General features: G+C 31.7%; 23 protein-coding genes. 21 read left to right on the forward strand and 2 right to left on the reverse strand.

What is annotated here, in order from left to right; all coding sequences use genetic code 11:
- Positions 1-27 precede the first annotated feature (27 nt).
- The 8 genes from CHRY9293_RS12780 to CHRY9293_RS12815 all read left to right on the forward strand — a co-directional run bounded on the left by CHRY9293_RS12780 (position 28) and on the right by CHRY9293_RS12815 (position 9,644).
- The gene (locus tag CHRY9293_RS12780) at positions 28-1,140 is read left to right on the forward strand and encodes a TlpA disulfide reductase family protein (RefSeq protein ID WP_162033330.1); all 1,113 of its coding nucleotides are present in this window, start codon (positions 28-30) and stop codon (positions 1,138-1,140) included.
- Positions 1,141-1,298: 158 nt separating this feature from the next.
- A complete protein-coding gene (locus tag CHRY9293_RS12785) occupies positions 1,299-2,096 on the forward strand; it encodes a hypothetical protein (RefSeq protein WP_162033331.1) in 798 nt (265 codons plus the stop codon).
- A 66-nt stretch (positions 2,097-2,162) separates the two neighbouring features.
- Entirely contained in the window at positions 2,163-3,005 is an 843-nt protein-coding gene (locus CHRY9293_RS12790) for a hypothetical protein (protein WP_162033332.1), read from the forward strand.
- A gap of 17 nt (positions 3,006-3,022) precedes the next feature.
- Positions 3,023-3,853: a hypothetical protein gene (locus tag CHRY9293_RS12795; protein ID WP_162033333.1), complete on the forward strand. Its 831-nt coding sequence runs from the start codon at positions 3,023-3,025 to the stop codon at positions 3,851-3,853.
- Between the two features lie 605 nt (positions 3,854-4,458).
- Positions 4,459-5,601, forward strand: a complete 1,143-nt coding sequence (locus CHRY9293_RS12800) for a glycosyltransferase (protein ID WP_162033334.1) — start codon at positions 4,459-4,461, stop codon at positions 5,599-5,601.
- A 29-nt stretch (positions 5,602-5,630) separates the two neighbouring features.
- Positions 5,631-6,290, forward strand: a complete 660-nt coding sequence (locus CHRY9293_RS12805) for a response regulator transcription factor (RefSeq protein WP_162033335.1) — start codon at positions 5,631-5,633, stop codon at positions 6,288-6,290.
- A gap of 948 nt (positions 6,291-7,238) precedes the next feature.
- On the forward strand, positions 7,239-8,675 hold the full coding sequence (locus tag CHRY9293_RS12810; RefSeq protein WP_162033336.1) for an MBOAT family O-acyltransferase: 1,437 nt from the start codon (positions 7,239-7,241) through the stop codon (positions 8,673-8,675).
- Positions 8,676-9,644 carry a hypothetical protein gene (locus tag CHRY9293_RS12815; protein WP_162033337.1) on the forward strand — a complete coding sequence of 323 codons (969 nt, stop codon included), beginning with the start codon at positions 8,676-8,678 and terminating at the stop codon, positions 9,642-9,644. It begins immediately after the preceding gene.
- Between the two features lie 359 nt (positions 9,645-10,003).
- On the opposite strand, the gene CHRY9293_RS12820 is transcribed toward CHRY9293_RS12815, so the two are convergent.
- Complete coding sequence (locus CHRY9293_RS12820; protein ID WP_162033338.1) at positions 10,004-10,798, reverse strand: DUF4249 domain-containing protein; 795 nt, start codon at positions 10,796-10,798, stop codon at positions 10,004-10,006.
- A gap of 3 nt (positions 10,799-10,801) precedes the next feature.
- On the reverse strand, positions 10,802-13,129 hold the full coding sequence (locus CHRY9293_RS12825) for a TonB-dependent receptor (RefSeq protein WP_162033339.1): 2,328 nt from the start codon (positions 13,127-13,129) through the stop codon (positions 10,802-10,804).
- Positions 13,130-13,920: 791 nt separating this feature from the next.
- On the opposite strand from CHRY9293_RS12825, the gene CHRY9293_RS12830 reads away from it, so the two are divergent.
- From CHRY9293_RS12830 to CHRY9293_RS12890, 13 genes are all read left to right on the forward strand, one after another.
- The gene (locus CHRY9293_RS12830) at positions 13,921-14,640 is read left to right on the forward strand and encodes a porin family protein (RefSeq protein WP_162033340.1); all 720 of its coding nucleotides are present in this window, start codon (positions 13,921-13,923) and stop codon (positions 14,638-14,640) included.
- Positions 14,641-14,677: 37 nt separating this feature from the next.
- A complete protein-coding gene (locus CHRY9293_RS12835; protein WP_228455536.1) occupies positions 14,678-14,797 on the forward strand; it encodes a hypothetical protein in 120 nt (39 codons plus the stop codon).
- Between the two features lie 477 nt (positions 14,798-15,274).
- Positions 15,275-15,619: a hypothetical protein gene (locus CHRY9293_RS12840; RefSeq protein ID WP_162033341.1), complete on the forward strand. Its 345-nt coding sequence runs from the start codon at positions 15,275-15,277 to the stop codon at positions 15,617-15,619.
- Positions 15,620-15,770: 151 nt separating this feature from the next.
- Complete coding sequence (locus tag CHRY9293_RS12845; protein ID WP_162033342.1) at positions 15,771-16,481, forward strand: response regulator transcription factor; 711 nt, start codon at positions 15,771-15,773, stop codon at positions 16,479-16,481.
- A 3-nt stretch (positions 16,482-16,484) separates the two neighbouring features.
- Positions 16,485-17,894 (forward strand): sensor histidine kinase, encoded by a 1,410-nt coding sequence (locus CHRY9293_RS12850; protein ID WP_162033343.1) that lies wholly within the window; start codon positions 16,485-16,487, stop codon positions 17,892-17,894.
- A gap of 202 nt (positions 17,895-18,096) precedes the next feature.
- The gene (locus tag CHRY9293_RS12855) at positions 18,097-18,591 is read left to right on the forward strand and encodes a hypothetical protein (protein WP_162033344.1); all 495 of its coding nucleotides are present in this window, start codon (positions 18,097-18,099) and stop codon (positions 18,589-18,591) included.
- Positions 18,592-18,611: 20 nt separating this feature from the next.
- Complete coding sequence (locus CHRY9293_RS12860) at positions 18,612-19,451, forward strand: YoaK family protein (protein ID WP_162033345.1); 840 nt, start codon at positions 18,612-18,614, stop codon at positions 19,449-19,451.
- A gap of 246 nt (positions 19,452-19,697) precedes the next feature.
- On the forward strand, positions 19,698-21,482 hold the full coding sequence (mutL, locus tag CHRY9293_RS12865; protein WP_162033346.1) for a DNA mismatch repair endonuclease MutL: 1,785 nt from the start codon (positions 19,698-19,700) through the stop codon (positions 21,480-21,482).
- A gap of 3 nt (positions 21,483-21,485) precedes the next feature.
- Positions 21,486-22,217, forward strand: coding sequence for a rhomboid family intramembrane serine protease (locus CHRY9293_RS12870; protein ID WP_162033347.1), 732 nt, complete (start codon positions 21,486-21,488; stop codon positions 22,215-22,217).
- 269 nt (positions 22,218-22,486) lie between these two features.
- Entirely contained in the window at positions 22,487-23,218 is a 732-nt protein-coding gene (locus CHRY9293_RS12875) for an endonuclease/exonuclease/phosphatase family protein (protein WP_228455535.1), read from the forward strand.
- Positions 23,219-23,293: 75 nt separating this feature from the next.
- On the forward strand, positions 23,294-24,268 hold the full coding sequence (locus CHRY9293_RS12880; protein ID WP_162033349.1) for an endonuclease/exonuclease/phosphatase family protein: 975 nt from the start codon (positions 23,294-23,296) through the stop codon (positions 24,266-24,268).
- Between the two features lie 4 nt (positions 24,269-24,272).
- Positions 24,273-24,632: a hypothetical protein gene (locus tag CHRY9293_RS12885; RefSeq protein ID WP_162033350.1), complete on the forward strand. Its 360-nt coding sequence runs from the start codon at positions 24,273-24,275 to the stop codon at positions 24,630-24,632.
- Between the two features lie 22 nt (positions 24,633-24,654).
- A complete protein-coding gene (locus tag CHRY9293_RS12890; protein WP_122635275.1) occupies positions 24,655-25,035 on the forward strand; it encodes a hypothetical protein in 381 nt (126 codons plus the stop codon).
- Positions 25,036-25,239: the final 204 nt, after the last annotated feature.

Consider the following 25,239-nt stretch of genomic DNA (forward strand, 5'->3'; position numbering starts at 1 on the left):
ATTCTTTAATCATTAATTATTTACCATATGAAATTACTTTTTATAGTATGGATGAGTATGATACCATTATCTATCTTAGGACAAAACAATAAGACTTTTACAGTTACTGGAACGATAAAAAATCATAAGGATAAGATTATTTACTTGAAGGAAAATAGTCTTGAGAAAAATATAAACCGCTTTGCAGATAGTTGTACAATCAAGTCGGACGGAAGCTTTACCTTAAAAACCTTATATACAGACGAGCATCTTTTTTCATTGACATTATCAAAAAATTCGAAAGCAGGAAGAGTGTGTATGTTAGTTAACGATACAGAAAATATCAATGTTCAATTGAATATGTCAAATCCGGCAGAGAATGAGATTAGAGGATCTGTGGCCAGCAAAGATCTGCAAGATTATATAGTAAAAAGAGAGGGATATTATACGCAATTAGAGAAACTAGAAGCTCAAAAGAATGACCCAGATAAATTAAAAACCAAAAGAGAACAATTATTTTCAAATCTAAATATTCAATACACCAATGCTATTGCTGATGTTTCCAATGCAACGGTGGCGATTTATATTCTTTCTTCAAACCCTGAGCTACAATGGGAAGATGCTCTTGCTACGGCCACAGGGCTGCTTAAAAAATTTCCAGATTCAAAGGAGCTAGCTTCCTATATAGGTTCGCTTGAAAAGGGGGTTGAAAAAGAGAAAGAGTTGATAAAGTTTAATAAAGATTTAATGGGTAAAAAAGCTCCAGACTTTATTCTACCCGATATGGAGGGGAAAAAAGTATCCACTGGCTCTTTTAAAGGAAAATATACTTTAGTTGATTTTTGGGCGAGTTGGTGTGGTCCCTGTAGAATGGAAAATAAGAATGTTCGGGTATTGTATGAACAGTATAAAAACAAAGGGTTTACCGTTGTGGGAGTTTCTTTAGATGAGAATAAGAAAGCATGGCTGAAGGCGGTACGACAAGATAAACTACCATGGATACAACTTTGTGATTTTAAACATTTTTCCTCAGAGATAGCGACTTTTTATAAAATTAACTTTTTACCCTCCAATCTTTTGCTAGCGCCTGATGGGACTATAGTTGCCGTGAATATTTTCGGTGATGTACTTAAGAATAAACTGAACGAGGTTATGAGATAACTATACAATTGGGTATCCTAAAAATAGTATCAAAAAAATGATGTTTGAGGTTGAGATAGGATTTGGATTGATTGCAAAACTTGATAAGTATATTTTTAAAGATGACCATGTTTAGCTTAGAAACTAATAATATATAATGTTAACTTAAAAATAAAATTATGAGAAATTTAAATATGAGCATTATTGCTCTCTTGATGGGTAGTTTTTCTTTTGCTCAAGTGGGAGTAAACACCACCAATCCTCAAGGGGTTCTACATATAGATGGTGCTAAAGATAATCCAGCTACAGGAACTCCTTCGGTGGCTCAACAAGCGAATGATTTTGTTGTTACTTCTGCTGGAAATGTGGGAGTAGGTACAACAACACCCTCTACAAAATTAGAGATAAATTCTACAACGCAAGGTGCTATCAGAATAGTAGATGGATCCCAATCGGCAGGAAGGGTACTGACAACAGATGCTAACGGGGTTGGTAGCTGGCAAGATGTAGGAGTAGCCGCAGGAATTACAACTATCACAGGAGTGACTCCTCAAATTTTGACTCCCTATGCTAAACACAATGATGCGTCTTCTAATAAGTATATGAATGCTTACATTGACCTTACCCCCGGTAAATGGTTTGTATACTTAGGGTTTCTTGTAAATGGCGCCACTTCAGCTAATACAGCGTACTGTTCGAGATTTGGATTTTCAGATTCTTCTACCGTTTTTCAGGACGGTCCCGAATATACTTATATTAATAGCAACAAGTTTGTACTTACACAAACTTCTAATGGCCCCGCAGTACCTAATTTTGGGTTATTTAGTGCAGGAATCATAAAAGTAAATGTAATTACTCCTGTAAGGTTATATCTGTGGGATGCAAGTTCAAGAAATTATGCCAGTGACAATGCTACAGATTCCATGTACCTTACTTTGAATGGAGAAAACTATTTGTTCGGAATAAAAGCAAACTAATCCCAATATAATATCTTGAAACAGATAGCATAAGCTTTCTTAATGTATCATTAAAATCAAATAGCTATGAAAAAAACAAAGTCTCAAATATTTTTGATCTTGGTGTTATTATCAGCTCGTTTATTGGGGCAGGTTGGAATTAATACTTCTAATCCACAGGACGCTTTACATATAGACGGAGCCAAAGATAATCCAATTACAGGAATGCCATCGATCGGGCAACAAGCCAATGATGTTATTGCTACTTCTACTGGAAATGTGGGGGTAGGTACAGCGACTCCTTCTACTAGATTAGATATAAACTCTACAACGGCAGGTGCTATAAGAATACTTGATGGATCCCAGTCAGGAGGAAGGGTACTTACGACAGATTCTAATGGGGTTGGGACATGGCAAGATCCGGTAGTTGGTGGGGGAATTACAACGATAACAGGGGTTACACCTCAGACTATTACCCCCTATGCTAAGACAACAGATGCATCTGATACGAAATATATGAACTCTTATATTGACCTTACAACCGGAAAATGGTTTATATATATGGGGTTTCTTGTAAATGGAGCGACAGCAGCTAATACCGTTTATTGCTCCAGATTAGCCTTATCAAGTTCTGATACTGCTTTTCAGGATGGATCTGGATATTCTTATATTGATAATAACAAATTTTTATTCAACCAAACTTCTAATGGAGATGCCACAAATGAAAGTTTACATCCTGGAATGGCAGCGAGATATACTTTCGGGATGTTTACTAGAGGGGTATTAAAAGTGAATGTGACCTCCAATAATCCTGTTAGATTATATATTTGGGATGCAGGGTCACGACAGTATGCTACTAACAATGGAACCAATACTATGTTCCTTAATCTGAATGGGGAAGATTACCTATTCGCAATAAAGGCAAATTAAACTATAAATTATTAAAAATGGGAAAATATTTGATTATCTTACTATTAACAAGTAATGTGACTTTTTGCCAGGTGGGAATTAATTCCGAAAATCCCAGTGCTACGTTGGATATTGTTTCTAAAGGGAATACAAATTCTACCAAAGCATTAGAGATCAATAATTCTTCTAATTCAGAAATAGTGACAATTCTAGATAACGGAAATATGGGAATTGGAATCAATGCACCTACTACTAAGGTACATATTGTAGGAGACGGTATAAATTCACCACTTCAGGTTGAAAATACTCTTCCTGTAATAGGACCATATTCTGCATTAGCTATCAACGACAATACAGGTCAGGTAGGTAAATTTACTCCCGGTTCTACACCTGTTTTTTATTTTAGAAGTACTTATAACGGTTATGTCGATTCTGATTACTGCTATTTTGAACTCACTAATTTAGGAACAACTATTCTTAATACATTAGGTGCTTCCATAGTGGATGGAGGGACAGATGGAAGCGCTAATACAGACTATATTGTATTACCGCAAGCCGGAATTTATAGAATAGATGCTAACTTTTCTTATGCTGTAAGTACTGCCTTAGATGCTGTATTGATGATTGTTTCAGGTACATCAGATGCTAGTCCAGGTAGTTACAATACGCTTTTTTCAACATTTTTTGATACACCATTTAGTACTAATACCCAAGGAGCTAATGCATTTGCAATTGTTGAAGTAACAGAGCCTGCTAGAATTAGAATAGCATTACATCACACTTTTGCAGGAGCAGATTTGCGAATTAGGAGACCGCTTATTTCTAATCCGCCAACCACTACTCTTAATTTTGTTATTACTAAACTATAATAGAGTTAAGTATAAAACCCAGATTCTGATATTAAATAGGGGGCTAATATTTATCAATTCGATAGTATGAGTGGTGTGGAAGCAGGTAGTAATTTGTATGATAATGGAGGGCTTTCCTTCTTGTTGCCCAATCTAATTATAAGGTTACCAATAGATCCTTTTCGATAACTTATTTAAGAGGGTCATAAACATAATTATGATGTAAGCCGAAAGAGTATGTTAAAAGTCCTTTTAAAAGAGTGTAGTATATAATTTTAAGCTCCTAATTAAATTGACAATTATTTTAAGTGAAAACTTCTGGATTCCATTCAACCTATTGGAAAGAGAAAATTATGAATAATAACATTATAAAAAAGAAATGGTTAAGCTGTCTTTATGAACGTTAGTATTTTTATTGGAATTCACCCTGATCTTATCTAAGGATGAACGTTCTTTATTTTATGATAAGTATTTTTAGTTCGCCGGGAAGTTTTTAATCATTCCTTCCCGGTTTTTAATACTGAATTCTGATAAAAGCCTTTCTCTTGATATAGGATATATTATTTCCTATTCATTATAGAATTGAGATATCCTGTTTACCACCCATATCGACAAAATATAAGCATATGAAAAAAAAGGTCCTTTTTCGCATCCCTTCCATGGAGATGGGCGGAGCCCAAAAGGCTATGTTAAATATTATCAATTTTTTAGATAGCTCCAAGTATGAACCTATACTTTTACTTAATAGTTTTAAAGGTGAATTATTATTAGAAATTCCCAGAAATACAAAAATATTCTTCTTAGTAGAAGGAATAGAAAAACCAAATTGTAATGGAATACAGAGGCTCTTACATCGTACTAAAAACTATATAATCCTTGGAAAATATTGTTTGTTTCCAACTTTATTAAAAAAGAAATTGAATATAGTTCCTGACATAGAAATTGCTATGGTGGACTCCTCTTTAAAGGATCTTGTAAACAGTCCATTTAAACATTCAAGAAAACTCAACTGGTTTCATGCAGATCTTCATTTTTATTCTCAGGTCTATGGAAAAGAAATTGTATCGATGATGCACAAATGCCACCTCACTGTATTTGTTTCCCATAAGACAAAAGGGGATTTTGAAACCTATTTGAAACAATACGTTTACAATAGTTTGTGTATTTATAACGCGTTTAATATAGAAGATATTAGGTCAAAATCATTAGAAAGTTTTGATTTAAAAGAATGGATGTTGTTTAAGCGTCCTGTAAAAACCTTTGTTTCTGTAGGAAGGCTAGTGGATCAGAAAGGGTATGATATTCTTATAGAAGCTCATAGTGAGTTAATTAAAGAAGGATTCAATCATCAAATTATAGTCATTGGAGATGGTCCTGAATATAGATCGTTGAAAAAAGAAATCATATTGCAAAATGTTGAAAATTCTTTTCTACTGTTGGGACTCAAAGAAAATCCCTACCCTTATATTGCTAAAGCGGACTATTATATCCAGCCTTCCCGTTATGAAGGTTATCCTCTTGCCGTAGCGGAAGCATTGATTCTCCATATTCCATTAATTAGTACTTGCGTAGGCGGAGTAATGGAAATAATTGATCATAATAAAACAGGCTATCTCACAGGATTTTCAAAATATGAGTTGAAAAATGCAATGATGAAGTTTCTATTGGAACCGGATTTTGTTATGGAAATAGTCCGGAATCAAAAAAGAAAAGACTTTACACTACATAATGAATATATCCACGAACAACTAGAATACATATTTAAATAAAACTAAAAAATACAATTAAAATCTAAATTATGGAAAAAACAGTTCTTATTGCGGATAGATATAATGTTGCTATCAAAGGAACTTCTTTTATTTTGAAAAAAATAAGTAAAAATATTCTTATTGACTTTGCTTTAGATAAAAATTCTCTTATAGATAAAGTGAGCAAGTGTGACTATGATATTCTTATCTTGGATATTGAAATGTTGGATACCTTTTTTGAATCGACAATCAAAAACCTAAAGGACCTCAATCCAAATCTTAAGATTATGATTTTTACTGGTGGTAAAAAAGAAATATCTCTTCAATATGTTTGTGAGGGAGTTGATGCTGTGATCAGTAAAGGATATGATGAATCTATACTTCGTGAGGGCTTTGAATCTTTCTTTAACAAAGGGTACTATTATCATCCAGAATTATTATATGACTTTATAAATACAACCAAAGTTATAAGCTCTTTTTCTCGTTCAGGGTTAGAAATTTTATCAGATAGAGAAAGAACCGTTTATTTTTATTTAGTCAAGGGGAAGGGGCTTTTAGAAATAGCTAATGAATTAGGACTTCATCAATCTACAGTAAGTATATATAAAAGGAGACTTTTTAAAAAACTTAATGTGACTTCTCTTGCTCAGCTTATCAATTTATATAATAAGTATGGGTTATCAACTCCTGATGGTACAGTTTCTTTATAAAGACTGACTAATAGAAAACCTATTCATCCGTATTGTATAAAGAAAACATTAATTGATCCCAATGATAATTTCCAACTTTAAATTTTATGATAAGGAAAAAAAATTAATATTTTCCTTATCATGTTTGCTTCATTTTTTTATTGCCTATTATTTATGGGGAGTTCGATTCAGTATTCTCCTATTATGCTTAATTCCACCATGTCCACTATATTTTATTGTGTTTCATTGAATTGAATTATATTTTAAAAAGCAATGGTAAATATAATTTATTGTATAGTCTGATATTTTTCTTTTTTTTCTTTGCTTTCATATGAAATATTTATCCCTTTAATGATGATAAATATATTTTTATAAAATATAACCTAATTAAATGTAAATGTTTTTTTAACAAGTATTTTTCTCATCCTATTTTACAGAAGGTGTATAGAGTCTTTTCTTTTTGTAAATTATTATAAGAGAGGTATTATCGGCAATGTTTTTGATATTGAGAGATTAAAAAGAATTTTTATTTTGGTGTTTAAATTATTTAACAAGAGCATTATAGCGACTATTTACCGGAGTGTTATCGCTATTAAATTTTATAGTTTATTAGATTATCTATATTTCATTTTTTCTTCTCTTCTTACCTTTTTATTGGTATATAAGGCTAAGTTAGAATATAAAGAAAAGAAATTTTTAATAATTGGAGGTCTCGTAAGTATGTTTAGCTTAGTTATTTTTGTTTTTTCCTCCTATGAACCTAATATGTTTGGACTTGAAAATAGAAATCTGGGAGCGTTAATGTTATTTTTTTCAATTTTATTAATAGGATTGATTATGTTTTGTACAGCCCGGCTATCTTATAAGTTTCAAAAACCCATATTATTATTCAACATATCCTCTATCAGTATTAAATAAAGAGGCCAGATTATAAATCTTTCAAAATAATTTTTAATTAAATAAAAGTGTATGCTTTTTAATTCCATTGCCTTTTTAATTTTTCTTCCTATCGTTTTTATAATATACTGGTTTGTATGTAATAACAATTATAAGTATCAAAATATAGCTCTATTGGTAGCCAGTTTCTATTTTTATGGATGTTGGGATTGGCGTTTTCTACTCCTTCTTATATTTTCTATTGGATTGGATTATTTTTCAGGAATTCAAATCGAAAATAGTAAGACTAAAAAAATGGCAACTTTTTGGTTAATCTTAAGTATTTCTATTAATCTTGGCTTCTTAGGTTTCTTTAAATATTATAATTTCTTTATAGAAAATTTTGTTATACTATTACATTCGGTAGGGCTTGAAGTAAATATCTTTGTTTTAAAAGTTATTTTACCTGTAGGGATTTCTTTTTATACCTTCCATGGCCTATCTTATGTTATAGACATTTATAAAAAAAGAATTCCAGCAGAAAGGAACTATGTAGATTATGCAGTATTTGTAAGTTATTTTCCTTTGTTAGTGGCAGGACCTATTGAACGAGCGACCCATCTTCTTCCACAAATTCAACGGAAAAGATATTTTGATTATGAAAAAGCAAAAGATGGGATAGTACAAATCATTTGGGGGTTCTTTAAGAAAATGGTCATTGCAGATAATTGTTCGCCGATTGTTAACGAAATATTTACCAATTACCATACTGAAAGTGCTAGTAATCTAGTTTTAGGAGCTGTACTTTTTGCTTTTCAGATTTATGGAGATTTTTCCGGATATTCAGATATTGCTTTAGGTACATCCCGATTATTTGGGATAGAGCTACTTAAAAACTTTTCATTTCCTTATTTTTCACGAGATATTGCCGAATTCTGGAGAAGATGGCATATTTCACTTTCCTCATGGTTTAGAGATTATTTGTATATTCCTTTAGGGGGAAGTAAGGGAGGCTTATTGATGAAAATCAGAAATACATTTATTATTTTTCTGGTGAGTGGTTTCTGGCATGGGGCAAAATGGACATTCATTATTTGGGGAGGATTGAATGCTTTATTTTTTCTTCCTTTATTAATTGCAGAAAAAAACAGACATAATCTAGACGTCGTTGCCATAGGGAAAATTTTTCCTTCATTCAGAGAAGCACTCAAAATTTTGATAACATTTACCCTTACTTGCTTTGCTTGGATCTTTTTCCGCTCAGAAAGTGTTTCTAGTGCTATTGTATATATTAAAGGAATCTTTAATGAAAGCTTGTTTTCATTCCCTACGACGTTTAAAGGGGATGTATTGGTTCTCATTGTTTTTATGCTTATGATGGAATGGTGGAATAGAACGGAGGATTATGGATTAAAAATACAAGATAAAGCACAGCCTTGGTTACAAAATATTATTTACATCCTAATATCTTTTTTGATATTAAATTTTGCCAATTTCGGCAGTAATGAATTTATTTATTTTCAATTTTAAATGAAAAAGTTTTTCTCAACATTGGCCATATTTCTTACCATACTATTTATTATTGGTTTGGTAAAGCTTGCTATGAGCCCAAATACGAATTATTCTTATCCTTCTTTAAATGCAAAGCTGGAGTTTATAGAAAAACATCCAGAATATAATATGTATTTTATGGGAAGTTCCAAAATAAATAATCAGATTAATTGTGAAATTATTGATAAAAATATGGAAGGTATAAAATCTTATAATTTAGGAGCTAGTGCAGGGTTTGATTTGGAAAGTTTTCAAACGTTAGATTATATACTCAATAATCCCAATTTCAAACCTAAATATATCATTGTTGAATTACAAGATAAAATAAAGGTTACTAAAATCAATATTAAGACAGAAAGAAGTTTTGGAGCATTTAATTTTTCAAATACAGCTTTTGCTCTAAAGTATCATAAGGAGAATAAAAATTACAAACAAATAGGATTATCGTTGGTCTCTTTTGTTTTAAATATCTTTCACTATAATAAATATTCTGATGAAAAATCTATTCAAAATGTAAATAATAATTGGGTGAATAAAAACAATGGCTTTTCTCCCTTAGAAGAAGCTAGTTCGGGTCCACGAACAGCAGAAAACACACTTAAAAGTGTTATTAATAATAGACTGGAGCGTTATCATGCAGATCAAAATACCTATACTCCTAATAAGGCTTTGGTTGATAAAATCAATGATTTTGCAAAAAAGTGTAAGAATAGAAATATTCAATTAATACTCTATATTCCGGGACCTGCAGAACCAGATGCTAAAAAACTAGAGAGGTATAATACCGCATTTAATGTACCTGTGGTGAGCCTTGTAAATCCTGATCTTTATCCAGAATTCTATCAATATGAAAATAGATGGGACTATGGGCATCTTAATGAGAAAGGAGCAAAGATTCTCTCCTTAAAAACAGCTCCTCTTTTAAAAAAGGTGCTGAGTGCTCATTAGATATATAATATAAAGATGCCTAAAATTGGAAACATGAAGCTTTATGCCTTGTTTAAAAATGGTTTTGAAATAAAAATCTTAATGTAGGAAAAAAATCTATTATTCAAGATTCGACAGGAAAACAATATACTGAGTCCTTCAAGATGTAATTATTTATGGTAAAATAACAAATTTTCAAGTATGGAGAACATATCCTATTATCATCAAAGAAGAAAAGAGAATTTTAGAAAAACACACATTACTCATCTGAAGTCTGAGGGCAATATAATTACTTTTGAAAGGGGAATTAAGATAATTTAATTATAAGATAAGAGTGTATTTCAAGGCGAAATACACTCTTATAGTAGTATATACTATTTTTATTGAATAATGATACTATTTTTTCTTATAGTATGAGCTGAGAAGTATCCTAATGCTCCATTATTGATATTACTTGGAGGATTGGCTGGTGTAATACCCCCATCGGCACCTCCTTCAGAAAGTTCAATAAGAGCCGAGTAAAATGTGTATATCTTCTCATCTATGCATTGCATTTCCACATGAATAATATCGCCGACTTTAACTTCATCGTCGTCGTCATCCGGAAGAAATAATGGTCTTTGGTTGGGCATTCCATTATTAATATTATCAGAAAATACTTGAAACGTTTTTTTAGTTTTGTCATTAATCGAAATACTAAAAAGATAACGGTTGCCTAAAGCAGGGGGATCTGTAAATATGGGTAAAAGTTCATATTCAGTTTTTCCTCCTATTATGAAAGAGTCTTGTTCAAGTCCTTCAAAAGGAACGGCTTCAGGCATATTACTTTGGGCAGTATATTCCTTTCCTTCAGCTTGAATTTTCAATGTGTATGTTCTTCCGGGGACCCCTTCAAAATCTATAGTCTGATATATTCCATTCCCCATATATTGTAAAGTTTCTGATTGTCCTGTATTATCACTTACTTCTACAACTGCATTGGCAATTACTGGGTATTGATTAGGTTGCGTAAAAGCCACCGATTTTGTAATTTTCACAAAATAGGGGCCTGGCTGATCGGTTATATTGCCCTCGATGACTATATTTCTACTCTGATCTTCCAGATCTAAATCTATCTCTTTTTGACAAGATGTCAATAGTAGCAATGATATGAGTATAAAAATTATATTTTTCATGATCTAAAATTTGAAATTATAAGTGATATTGGGTACCCAACGGAATAACGAAGTCTGTACCGCACGAGTAGTTCCTGGATTATTGGGGTTGTCTTCAAAAGTAATAGTATAGGCATTCTCGCGGCCATAAATATTGTATATACCAAAAGACCAAGATCCTCGGAATCGCTTTGTCGAATTAGGAACATAGGTGGCATTTAGATCCATTCTATGATATGCTGGCATTCTGTCTGCGTTTCTGCTGCTATATTGAAATACGGTTTGTCCATTGAGTTCGTATTTACCGGTTGGGAAGGTTACAGCATTTCCTGTACTATATAAAAATAATCCTGAAAAACTCCATTTTTCATTAAGATCATAGGTGGCTACTATAGATAGATCATGGGTTTTATCTACTCGGGCATTATACCATTCATTATTATTAATACCATCTATCTTTCTTTCAGTTTTGGAAAGGGTATAGGAAATCCAACCGGTTAGTTTTCCACTTTTTTTCTTAGCGATAAGTTCTAGGCCATAAGCCCTTCCTTTACCAAATAGTAATTCACTTTCCACATCTGCTGCTGTATCAAAGGTAATTTGGGCTCCATTTTTGAAATCAATTTGGTTTTTCATTGATTTATAATATATTTCCGCATTGAATTCATAATTATTGTTTCGGAAATTTCTGCTGTACCCAAAACTGATCTGATCTGCTATTTCTGGTTTTACGGTGTAGCTGCTTCCAATCCACTGGTCCGTGGGATTACCACTTCCGCTATTACTTAATAAATGGAGGTTTTGGGTATTTCGGGAATATCCTCCTTTAATACTGCTTACTTCATTTAAACGATAGTTGGCGGTAATTCTAGGCTCAAGGTTGACATACGTTTTCCCAAAGTCTCCCTTCTTTAGAACTTTGCTTTCCGTGAGAATGCCATTCTTGTAAATGTTGTAAGTATCTCCACCTAAAATACTGAAGGAGGATAATCGTAGGCCATAGTTAATAGTGAGTTTATTAGTAGCTTTAAAGTCATCATTGAGATACAGGGCATTTTCCCAAGAGTATCTTGAGTTTCTAGAAAAACTACTTACACTAGTACCTGAAGCCTTGCTAGGAGTAATGGTATGATGAATAGACTGTAACCCGAAACGTACAGAATGTCTATTTCCTGCAAACCAGCTAAAATCTTGTTTTAGATTCCAATCTTCGATTTTTGAATCAAGTCCTAGAGTATTATTGTTACTATTAAGACTTATTTTATAGTTATAGTTGCTATAAATTAAAGAAGTATTGGAAAATAATTTACTATTAATGATACTATTCCATCGAAGAGTTGTGGTTGTATTTCCCCAGTCGGATGAAAATGTATTTCCCAGTCCTAAAACATCTCTACCAAAATATCCTGATAAATAAAGGCGGTTATTTTCATTAATCTGATAATTAGCTTTTAAATTAAGATCATAAAAATAAAGCGTATTATCCTTATAATCTTTTGTCCCTTTAAGAAATAAATCCGCATATGTCCTTCTTCCTGACACAATAAACGATGATTTTTCTTTTTGAAGGGGACCTTCAACGCTAAGTCTACTACTGATTAAGCCTATACCTCCATTCAAATTATAATCTTTATTGTTTCCATCTTTCATTTTTACATCCATTACAGAGGAGAGCCGTCCCCCGTATTGTGTAGGGCTATTCCCTTTAATAATACTTGCATCTTTTAATGCATCACTATTAAAAGTACTGAAAAAGCCCAGTAGGTGCGAAGCATTATAAACTGGAGCTTCATCCAGTAAGATAAGATTCTGATCTGCGGCTCCACCTCTTACGCTAAATCCGCTTTTTCCTTCGCCATTATTTTTTATTCCTGGTAATAATTGCATTGTTTTCATTATATCTTTCTCACCAAATAAGACAGGAAGTTTTTCTATGCTCTTAATACTTAACGTTTCGGTACCCATCTGAGCTGATGTTAGATTCTTATCTTTTTTAATTTTAGAAATGACAATTTCTTCAATTTTTGCTGTTCTTTCATTTTCTTGAGCGAGGGGAATATCGACTTTTACATTATCTTCCACTTTTATATAGTGCTGAAAATCTGCATAACCAGGATTGGATACAATAAGTGTATAATTTCCTTGAAGAAGGGATAAGGAATAGAAGCCATATTCATTGGCAATTACTGATATTAAAGGGTCTTCAGCTACTTTCACGGTAACTCCAATCAGTAACTCACCATTTTTTTTATCTTTTACAGTTCCACTTACTGAATATTTTTGTTGGGCGAAAACTAACGTACTAAAACAAACTGCTGCTGCCGAAGTCGCAATTTTAAAAAGTGTTTGCATCTAAGTTGTTGTTGATTATTTAAGCGTGCGAAACTATGGAATAAAAACTAATGGATTAAATATTATTTTTATAATAATAACTTTGATATACTTAAATGTAGGTAATTTTTAAACACTTAAAAATGATATATATTTTACTATTATTAAAGGTATTTTGATGCTTTTTAATACTTTTAAAAATTATAACTCATAATTGGGTATTTTTATATTTATTTAAAATTGATGTTATTTTTGTAATATTTTTATTACAATTGTCGTTTTTGTTATTTTTTTTGTAAAAAAACTTTGATATTTTAGAATTTAATCTGTATGTTTGTGCCACACTAATGATAAAACAATAATAAGATGAATGTATTTAATCTTTTAAACCCTAAGAATTTCGCTAAATTACCGAGCGTTTATTCTCCCTTTGAAAGAATTATGATTCTAATTCCTATTTCTAGTAGTTTTTATTCACACAATTAAAATTATATTGTGATAATAAGCTGGTTTAAGAAAATGAACCTAATCAAATCGTCTGTTTTTACTAGACAAATTGTATTGTAAACTATTTATTTCTCTCCCTCTAGTATTTAAATAAAAATTCAGAATATAACTCCATTCGTTGTCCTTTGATTTGTTGGGCGTTAACTTCATATCTTTAGCCAATTTCAAACTTTCTTAACCTATATATTACGAACGTTTAAACACACTTTTCCTTATTAAAATCGGATATAAATTTTGCTAACTAATCAACTAGTTTAGCTAATAAATAAGCGTGTCAAATATTAATATTAATCAAAAAAAATACAATGAAAAAATTATTTTTAGGACTGGCGGTAATAGCTTGTTCATATATGTCAGCACAAAAGTCTGAATATGGAGTTAAATTTGGCGCAAAAGCCGGATTTAATTTTTCCTCTATACTTGTAGATGGTGAAAAAATTGGAAATTCCAAAACGGGTGTTCATTTTGGAGGGTTTGTAAATGTTCCATTAGGACGTGTTGTAAGTATTCAGCCAGAAGTGTTTTATAGCCAGACAGGATTCAAAAACGAGATTAATAGTTTTTCAGAATTAGTATCTCTCTCGGATGGACGAACTTCTAAGGTATCACTGGAAGGAAATAGAAAAGCTAATCTGGATTATATTTCCGTACCTGTTATGTTTCAGTTTAACATTGTTGATGGGTTCTATCTTGAGGCTGGTCCTCAACTTAATTTTCTTATAAATAATAAGCAATCGGTTGATCTTAGTTATTCAGTAGATGGTTTGTCTAAAGAGGAGTGGAAGAGTATAGATTCTAAAATCCAAAATTTGGCAAATTCCAATAAGAAATTTAATACCAGCGGATTTGAATTTGGGTTAGCCGTTGGTACAGGATATTATTTTACTCCTAATATTGGAGTGAACGTAAGATATTCTTTCAGCGCTTCTCCCATTGTTGATCAAAATGGGACAGGAGGAATCTATAATGAAGGGGATCATAAAAGTACATCTTTATTACAGTTAGGTTTGGTTTACAAATTCTAATACTAATTCTCAAAAAAGGATTTTTTGGCGGATTAAAATTGGCAAAAACTATACATTTGATAGTAATTGTGTAATTCAGCAACATGTCGAAATAGGAGATAATTGTATTTTGGGTGCTTCACACAATCCGAAGGAATATTTCCTTCGGATTTTTTAGTAATAGGCTTTTGTGTTGGGATATTTTGATTTTCTTTTAAGGAAATTGTTATAGTGGATTATAAGAAGAAGATAATTGATTTGTTATTAGTTATTTACTACTATTAGATGACAATTTGAAATTATTGATTCAAGCATTTCATCTATTAATAATATATTTTTCTGTCTAAGGCAAAAGAATTTTTTTGAAAAATATCTCTTTTGTGTGATATAATTATTACTTTTGTGTACTTTAAAATATTACTATTACATAAAAAAAGCCTGTTAGAAGAGAAAAGGATAATATAATTTGTTTTGTTTTGTCAATTAGTTGGGTATATTTTGTATTTTATATTTTTTTGGAAAATTTGAAATCAGTCTTAATTATGTTTATAAAATTTTGTGACTGGAAGTAGGAAGATAGATATAAATAGAATTTAATTCTATAAATACACATAATTAATTATAAAAAGGGTAGCTACCATATAGCTAGGTTATTATGAAGAGTCTATTAAAAAAAAATTCAAAGTCTGTTGTTGCGATAGTAATTGCTTTTAGTGTAACAGCTTCTATGAGCTTTAAAGCTCCAGAAAAAATAGAAGCTAGTGTACAAGAAGCATCTTCTATTAAAGCAAGTCCGATGACAGAAGCAAAACAAAAAAAGGCTCCGGTTGTAGCAGCAGTGGCGGCGGGCGCTGCGGTTGTGGCAGCAGCAGCAGCAGTTGTTAATGCCGGTGTAAATGTATATAATGCCGTGGGTGGTAAAAATAATGCTGTGGAGAAAATTAAAAATGAAAATGATTTAATTAATCACGAGTTCTTGAAGGTAAGCCAATTTGATTAGTTTATTTAAGTTTTAAATATCAATATATTTTGGAAAAAGTCTCGGATGATTATCCGAGATTTTTTTATGATGTATAATTTTAGCTATATCTTTTATTTTAAACGGAGTCGGACTCCGAAATAATTTTTATTTTTGTGAGATTCCTTATCATATGAAAAAAATAATTCTCATTGAAGATGAAACCAGTGTTGTATCATTCATAAAGAAAGGGCTTCAGGAAAGTGGATATGAAATTTCAGTAGCTTTTGATGGGCGGACAGGAGTACAGCTAGTACAGGCCAATGATTTTGATCTGGTAATTTTGGATATTATGCTTCCCGAAATGAATGGTCTAGATGTTTGTAAAGAAATTAGGAAAACAAATAAACATGTTCCCATTTTATTTTTAACAGCTTTAGGAACATCTGAAAATATAGTTCTAGGCTTGGAAAACGGAGGAGATGACTATCTTGTAAAACCCTTCAAATTTATTGAATTAGTTGCCCGTATAAAATCTTTATTGAGGAGAAGTAATGCAGGGAATGTTATTGCGGAAGTTACAGAATCTTATTCTGATAATGAACATGTCTTCCAGTTTTCGGATTTAGTAGTCAATGATTATACTAAAAAAGTGACACGTGCTGGGGAAGAGATTTCTTTAACATCCACAGAGTATAAACTACTTTTGTACTTCCTTAATAATCCTGAAAAAGTTATTTCCAGAGCGGAAATTCTTGATGCTGTATGGGGGGTGAACTATGAATTAGGAACTAATGTTGTGGATGTGTATGTTAATTATCTGAGAAAGAAACTGGATAATTTAGAGGATAATAAGTTGATTCATACAGTTATTGGAATGGGTTATGTATTGAAAAAAACGTAATGAATGGTTAATAAAGTGATCACAAATCAGATCAAAACGATGGTGCTGTTGATGATGGTATTTACCGCCATCATATTGCTATTTAGTGGATTGGTCTATTTTTCCATTGTTAATTTTTCACATCAAAGATTTTATGAACTTCTTAAAATTCGTACAGCCACCATTATTCAGATTGAAAAAAGCAAAGATGATCTTGATCTTCCTGAAAATTATATTTTAAATAGTTTCAATGATGAAGAGCTCCCTATGGAGAAAGATTACGTGGTTGCAATTCCAAAAGACTCAAATTTCAAGAGAATTTCACAAGAAGTTCATATTCCGGATTATTTTTTCAAAAGTATTGCAAAGAATGGAGAAGCCAATTATAACGACGAAGAGTTTTATTATATAGGGCAGACTTTTAAACATGATGACAAAGACTATATCGCCATAGCGTCTGCAAAAAATCATTATGTGGTATATTATTTAGGATTTTTAAAGAGAACTTTGATTACCTGTATTGTACTTTCTTTATTTTTTAGTATGATTTTCTCTTTTTATCTCTCCAAAACATTATTTAAGCCTATTTTAAAAATTACAGGGAAGGTAAAGGAAATCAGTTCTGAAAATCTTCATTTAAGACTTGAGTCTCAACCGGATAATAAAGAATTAAACGAGTTGGTAGATACATTTAATGATATGCTGAATCGTATAGAGACCTCATTTGAGACTCAAAATCATTTAATTGGAAATGTTTCTCATGAGTTGCGAACTCCTTTAACTTCTATTATGGGAGAAGCAGATGTTGCTCTTTCCATTAATCGGACAACGGGTGAATATAAGGAAACTCTTGAAATTATTTTGGATGAAGCCGAGAAGTTGGACAAGAAAATTAACGCTTTACTGATGATTGCTCAAACCGGGTTTGATGGGAAAATCCAAAAAATGGATAAAGTTAGGATGGATCAGTTACTTTGGGATGTAATAGAAACATTAAGGAGAATTGATTCTCGGAATAATATTTATTTGGATATAAGCATGCTACCGGATAACCCTAAAAAGCTGAAAGTTTTTGGAAATGAACAGTTGTTACATCTTGCGGTGGCAAATATTATCAATAATGGATGTAAATATTCCAATTTTCAACAGGTTAAAGTCTCTTTAGGGGCAACGGATGCAGACGTCTATATTATAGTAAAAGATAATGGAATTGGAATTCCTGAAGAAGAAATGAATAAAATCTATGATCCCTTTTTTAGAGCTTCCAATACAAAAAACTATGAAGGATATGGAATTGGGCTTCCATTAGCCAGAAATATTGTGAAGATGCATAACGGAGAACTAATCGTAAGTTCTCATGAAAACCAAGGGACAACAGTGCAGTTACGCTTTCCCAATTTCTATAGTACTCAAAATGAGGAAAAATTAATCTGATAATAATATTAATTGATTGAAAATAAGAGTTTTGCTTCTTTTTAAGAATATATTATTTCTTTAATATTAATAACACTTAACAATTTTCTAATCTCATTTTAATCTCTTTAATGACATTTTAATTGTATTCCAAAAGACTTCTAATTTGGTCACTTTAGTTTTGTAGTATCAAAAAAGATAATGAAACTAAATGCTTAAAGATATGACCAAAACAATTTTAATTGCTACAGATTATTCTCTTGAGTCTTTGAATATATTGAAAAAAATTCTTAAAGAGAAAGAGGTCTCGGAAGACCAATATCAGTATGATATTCTTTTGGTTTCGGGATATGATATGGGAGATTCTATCAGAGATCTTTTGTTTAATACAAAAAGTACGGTATTTAATAAGATCAAACCCAAGGAATTTAATGATGCTTATGGGATAATTAAGAATAAATATCCTCATCTAGTAAACAAAGTAATTTGTGATATTTTCACCGGAAGTTTTCAGAGAGCGTTCAATAATTATGTGAAGATAGAAAATATAGAAGAAGCCTATTACTCTCATTCTATCAAAAGTAAAGGAAAAGGGAAATTTGATCTTATTCCTTATATCAAAAAATGTAAAAACCTAAAATCTTTTGAAATCGCAATTGAAACATCTGAAAGACTTCCTGAAAGAGGGAGGCTTGCAGAAATTTTTGTGGAGGTTTAATAACTTAAAAACTTAAAAAAATGTTAAGAAATTATAGTAACAGCAGGACGTTGGGAGACAACATTAGACTGGGGACGCTGACTGCATTTACAGCAGGTACTATAAATATAGCTTCTCTATTAATATTTCTTTCATTCACGTCAAATGTAACAGGACATTACGCCATATTAGCAGCAGAAATAAGTAAAGGAAATTGGAGACAGGTAGCTGTAGTAGGAGGCTGGATATTGTTGTTCTTCTTTGGAAGTTTTTTATCCAATTTTATTGTGATAAACTTTAATAAAAGGAGTAAATATTTTGCTCATGCGATGCCTATTATTCTGGAGATTCTATGCTTGTTGTTTGTAGGAGTCTATGGCCAATTTTATTATCAAAAAACCTTAGAAGAAACAGAGGCCTTAGTAGCGTTAATGTTGTTTGCTACGGGTTTGCAGAATGGATTAACCGCAAGTATTTCTAATTTTTCCGTAAAAACCACTCACCTTACCGGTACTACAACTGACCTTGGGATTTTATTTTCAATGTTTACTCAGAAAAAATTTAGAAAAAATGGAGAGTTAATAGGCAGGGCAAAATTACTGTCAAGTATTATGGTTGCCTACGTATTAGGAGCAATATTTTCAGGGCTGACATACTACTATTTAGAATTCAAAGTCTTCTATATAATTAGTTTGTGCTTATTGATTGTTATTGGATATGATGCCTATAAAATTCATGTCAGACATTTCAATACCAAATATAGATATATTCGTATTTATAAAAAGTTTAATCTCTTAGCCTATCTATATGACAAGGTGCATGGTATTCCTGAAATAAAAGATAAAAGAGAGAAGAAACGAACACTTGTATTTGACGAATAAATGATTCATGTTAAATAAATATAATTATATCAGTATTAATTTTGTGTAAACTAGCTGTGAATCAATCCTCTATTTGTTAAAAACAATGGAGGGTTGTTTTTTTTTAATCCCTCTCTAGAAGCAGTTTACATGTAGGGTCTAAGGAAATCCTATTATTTAAAATTTTATAATTATATCTTAAATCGAAGGATTTATATTTTAATTCCCGTTTTCATTGACTACTTTTGTAAGTTGATTTATATTTTTATGTCAGATATTATCCAGCTTTTACCAGATCATGTGGCCAACCAAATTGCGGCGGGAGAGGTAGTACAGAGACCTGCTTCTGTCGTGAAGGAACTTTTGGAAAACGCAATAGATGCAGATGCAACTAAAATTGAATTGATTGTAAGGGATGCAGGTAAAAACCTTATACAAGTTGTTGATGATGGGAAAGGAATGTCCGATACCGATGCCAGAATGGCATTTGAAAGACATGCTACTTCAAAGATTAAAGGAACGGAAGATATCTTTAAAATTGCAACAAAAGGTTTTAGAGGAGAAGCTCTCGCTTCTATAGCTGCAGTTTCCCAAGTTGAATTAAGAACAAAGCAGAAGGACTCAACCATTGGGACAAATATTTATATTGAAGGGGGAATATTTCAATTTCAGGATCCGATACAAACTTCAGAAGGGTGTAACTTTCTGATTAAAAATCTTTTTTATAATGTTCCGGCGAGAAGAAAGTTTCTTAAGAATAACAATATCGAATTCCGACATGTAATTGATGAATTTCAACGTGTAGCCTTAGCTCATGAAAACTTAGAGTTCTCATTATTTCACGATGATGAACCTATTTTCAAACTGAGAAAAGGAACCCAAATGCAAAGGATTATAGATGTATTTGGAAGAAAGCTACAACCTCAATTGATTCCAATTAAAGAAGATATTATTTGGTGTAAGCTTCATGGATTTGTGGCAAAACCTGAGGGAGCGAAAAAAACAAGAGGAGAGCAATTCCTTTTTGTGAATGGAAGATATTTTAAAAGTCCATATTTTAATAAGGCTGTTCAGGAAGCATTTGAAGGACTTCTTTTGCCAGGCTACATTCCTACTTTTTTTCTTTACCTTGAGCTGGATCCTGAAAAAATAGATATTAATATTCACCCTCAAAAAACCGAAGTTAAGTTTGAAGATGAACATTTAATCTTTGCCCTACTGCGATCCACAATAAAACGATCTTTAGGAATTTACAATGTGGCCCCAAGTCTTGATTTCGAAAGAGATCCGAAATTAGATGATATTATGCAAAAGACTTTTCCAAGTAAAGGGAACAGTGGAGGAGGAACGATTAAAATGCCGGAGATCATCGTAGATAGAGATTATAATCCCTTTTTAGAAGAAAGAGAAGTAAAGCAAGTGGAAATTCAAAACCTTGCTGAAATGTACCATCAAAATATCGCGGCAGAGCCATCAAAGATCAACTTATTTGAAGATGAAGATTTTGATGAAGATCTGATGAGGCTTCCCAATGGATATTGGCTTTTCAATAAAGGAGATAGAACCTTGATGTTGGATTTGGGGAGGATGCACAGGCTTTGGGTTTCAGAAAATACAAAACCCGTAAAAAAAGGAGCTACAAACGGTCAGGCTTTGCTTTTTTCTTTGGAGTATCATATGAACGAAATAGAAAAAAATAAATATAAATCCATTAAAAAATATCTTCCGGAGCTTGGATTCGACATGAAAATTGCTCATGAAAGTGTATTGAGAATTGATGCTGTTCCTGAAGGCCTCAAAGAAACTCAGGTAATGAAGTTTTTAGAAGATCTATTTGAGATTCTAGAATATAAAACAGAAGAGGAGTTTATGCAGTTTTATCAAAATCAATGGAATAAGATGCAATCAAAATCAAGATTTGATTTTATATATAAAAAAGATGCAGAACAACTTATTAGAGATTTTACAGCACTAGGCTTCCCTGAATTTTTACCTAATGGGAAAAGATGTTTTTATGAAGTTCCGTTTAATGATTTTAAAAATAAATTTTAAGAAATGTTCAATAATATACCACCCGTTACACGGAATATTATCATTATAAATGTGATTGTCTTCTTGATAGCTAATTTTTTATTTAGAGAGCAGTTAACTGAATACCTAGCAGCTTTTTATCCTTTTTCTCCCTATTTCAAATCTTGGCAGATAATTACACATATGTTTATGCATGGAAGTGTTATGCATATTTTATTTAATATGTTGACATTATGGAGCTTTGGTCCTATTTTAGAACAGAGTGTGGGTGAAAAAAGATATTTAATTCTTTATTTTTTAAGTGGATTGGGAGCGTTTTTTTTATTTAATTTTTGGAACTTTATTGAGGTTCAGCAGATCTCAACTCATTTAGAGCAGCTTGGATTTAATGTGAATGCCTATCTTTCGGGTGCAAATGTAGCATATTCAGGAAACGATGTATCGATTCTTGAACAAAAAGAACTGTTAAATAGTCTAAATAATATTATAAGTGTTCCAATGGTTGGAGCTTCTGGTGCAATTTTTGGAGTTGTATCTGCGTTTGCTACACTCTATCCAAATGCAAAAATAATGATGATGTTCATTCCTATACCAATGAAAGTAAAATATTTGATGCCTATTATCATTATTGTTTCTATAGGCTTAGGCGTTTCAGGAAATGGGGGCGGAATTGCTCATCTTGCTCATGTTGGGGGTGCTTTAGTGGGATGGTTGTTAGCAAGAACTTGGAAAAAACATTTATATAGATTTCATTAAGATTGCCTGTGAAAATTTTTCGTTTAATTTTACTCATCCTGCATGTAGGGATATCGATTCTTTTGATAGGCATATTTATGAATGCCTATGTGCCTCCTAAAATGTTTCCTTGGTTTAATCTAATTCCCTTAGGTTTTCCGATATTAATCATTACGTATACTCTCATCACTATTTTTTGGATTTTTAGCCTTAAAAAGAGAGTAATAGTTTTTATTTTATATGGGTTATTGTTTATTAATCCTATTAGGCGTTGGATTAATTTCTCCTCTGTGGAAAATAAAGAAAGGGGAGATCTTAAAATATTATCTTTTAATGTTAAAGGAGGTGAATTTGGAAAGGAAGCCATTGAAAACTATATTAATAATGCCGGAGCAGATATTGTTTTGTTGCAAGAAAGAGGAAGAAAGGGATTTGCTTTTAAAGATTTAAAAGCAAACGAAGAAATTCCGGTTGTATCATTATATTCAAAATATAAAATAATCAATCATAAAGGTCTTATTATTGGAGATTTTGAAGATTTCAATGCCTATGCAGATCAGACAGATATTGAGATAAAAGGACATATTTACCGTTTTGTGAATGTCTATTTACAGCCTTTTAAATTTGAAAAAAGTATGGTAAAACTGCATGGAAATGAAGAAGATGAACAGAAGTTAAAAGATATCGTTAAACGCCTTATTCCCACATTTAAAAGACATCAAGAACAAATTGAAATAATCCGCAAAGCAATTGATAATTCTCCATATCCTGTAATATTGGCTGGAGATTTTAATTCTGTACCTAATTCCTATGAATATTATCATTTGCCATATGGTTTGAAAGATGTCTTTTTTGAGGCTGGGAGAGGAAGTGCTACCAGTTTTCACGATTATACATTTCCATTAAGAATCGATTATGTCTTTTCTTCTCCTTCTATAGTACCCACGAGCTATAAAGTAGATAGGTCTGTTAAAATCTCGGATCACTATCCTGTATTGACAACTTTTAAAATAAGCAACTAATTGTCTTAAAATTAGTTAAATGTTGATGGTTGGTAGGATTTTTGCTCAAAAATTATCGTATCAAGTATGTTGCCTATGAAGAAGAACCCTATATTATTATTTTTTCACCTCGGAGTTATTGTTTTATTACTATGCACATTAGGAAATGCATGGATTCCACCGAACTTTTTTGGTAATTTAAACCTTCTTTCATTGGGGTTTCCTTATTTGATCATCCTCCATATTGTATTAACCATAGTTTGGACATTTAAAAAACAAAAAATAGCCATTGCATTCGCTTTGGTCACTCTCATATTTTATAATCCTATCCGACGATGGATTAATTTTTCTCCCGAGACCGAAAATATTAAGTCGATAAGGGATATAAAAGTATTGACTTTTAATGTGAGATATGGGGATTTTGGGTGGGATAAAATTACTAAATATATTAATGATCAAAATCCCGATATCATTTTGGTGCAGGAAAAAGATACTAATAGGGCTTTAAAATATGATATGGTAAAGTATCCTACTGTTATTTTGAAAACCAAGCATAGAATTGTAAGGCAAGAAGAATTGATTGATGATAAATCTCGAGGAAATTCTTTTTATGCGGATATAGATATTAACGGGAAGATAATAAGAGTGGTTAATGTATATTTAGAACCCTTTAGACTTCATAAATCAATGCTTAAGTTTGATGGTTTTGGGCTGCCCACTAAGAAAATTAGTATGTTACTTGCCCATATGATTCCTACATTTAAAGCTCATGAAGACCAGATCAAAAAAATCCGCAAAGCTGTGGATTTATCTCCCTATCCGGTAATATTGGCAGGAGATTTTAATTCTGTACCCAACTCCTATGAATATTATAGCTTGGGTAAAGACTTACAAGATGCATTTTTAACAGCCGGAAATGGAAGTTCTACCAGTTTTGACGATTATAAACTGCCATTGAGAATTGATTATATTTTTTCTTCAAAATCAATTATCCCTATAAGCTATAAAGTAGATCATTCTGTAAAATTATCGGATCATTATCCTGTAATTGCAGAATTTCTATTAAATTAGTTTCATGAAAAGTGGGTTATCTATAGGATTTATTTTTTTACTTTTTTTTATTATTAATTGTACAAAAAAAGAAATGACAACAGTGGATGTCGGGGAAGACACAAAAGCTCATTATGATACTACTGCGATTGATTCTTTTTCAGTTGGTGCTACATCTGTGGATATAGTTCGGAAGATAAAAATGTCTTCCAAGAAGTATCAAGACTCTATAAAAGAAGCAGCTGCACGTCAAATAGAAGAAAAAAGAATTAAAGATGAGCTTGAAAAAGAGAACAAAAAGAAATTAGAAGAAGAAAAGAAGAAAAATGAGGAGAATAGTGCGAAAAAAATCACAGGTTCTACTCAAACAATAACAACAGAATAAATAGTTTTAAAAAAAAATGATCATGAAAAAATACATTTTAGCCAGTGGTATTATATCGATCTTAACTGTATCTTGTACAAAATCTACAACAAAGACAGAGAAAGTTGAAAATCCGGATGGAAGTGTTACAACAACCACTACCACGGTTACTCAAGATGGAGTAAATATAATGGATACTTCAAAAGTAGCAAAAGTAAAACAAGATGTTGATGCTAAAGTTGATAAAGCGGGAGATAAAATTGATGAAGCCGCTCAGAAAACAAAAAAAAACCTTGACCAAGCAGGTAAAGATATAAAGAAAGGAGCTCAAGAGATTGGTAAAGATGTAAAAGATGCCGCAGAAAAAGGGGCTGCAAAAGTTGAAGAGGGTGCAAAAAAGCTTAAAGAAGATTTGAAAAAATAAAGAAAAACCGCAGATTATCTATGGTAGTGTCTCACTAACTGTGTAAGTTAAAAAGTTATTCTGGAAAATTTAGAGCTCTTACAGCTCAAGAAATTTTTCGGAAATAACTTTTTATTATTTTTAACCATTACATAGTTATGATTGACAAAGAAGATTTACTAAACAACAAGGACTTCTACAAGTCCTTCAAAAATGGAGAAGATT

The organism is Chryseobacterium potabilaquae, from assembly GCF_902728265.1.
Classification (GTDB): Bacteria; Bacteroidota; Bacteroidia; order Flavobacteriales; family Weeksellaceae; genus Chryseobacterium; species Chryseobacterium potabilaquae.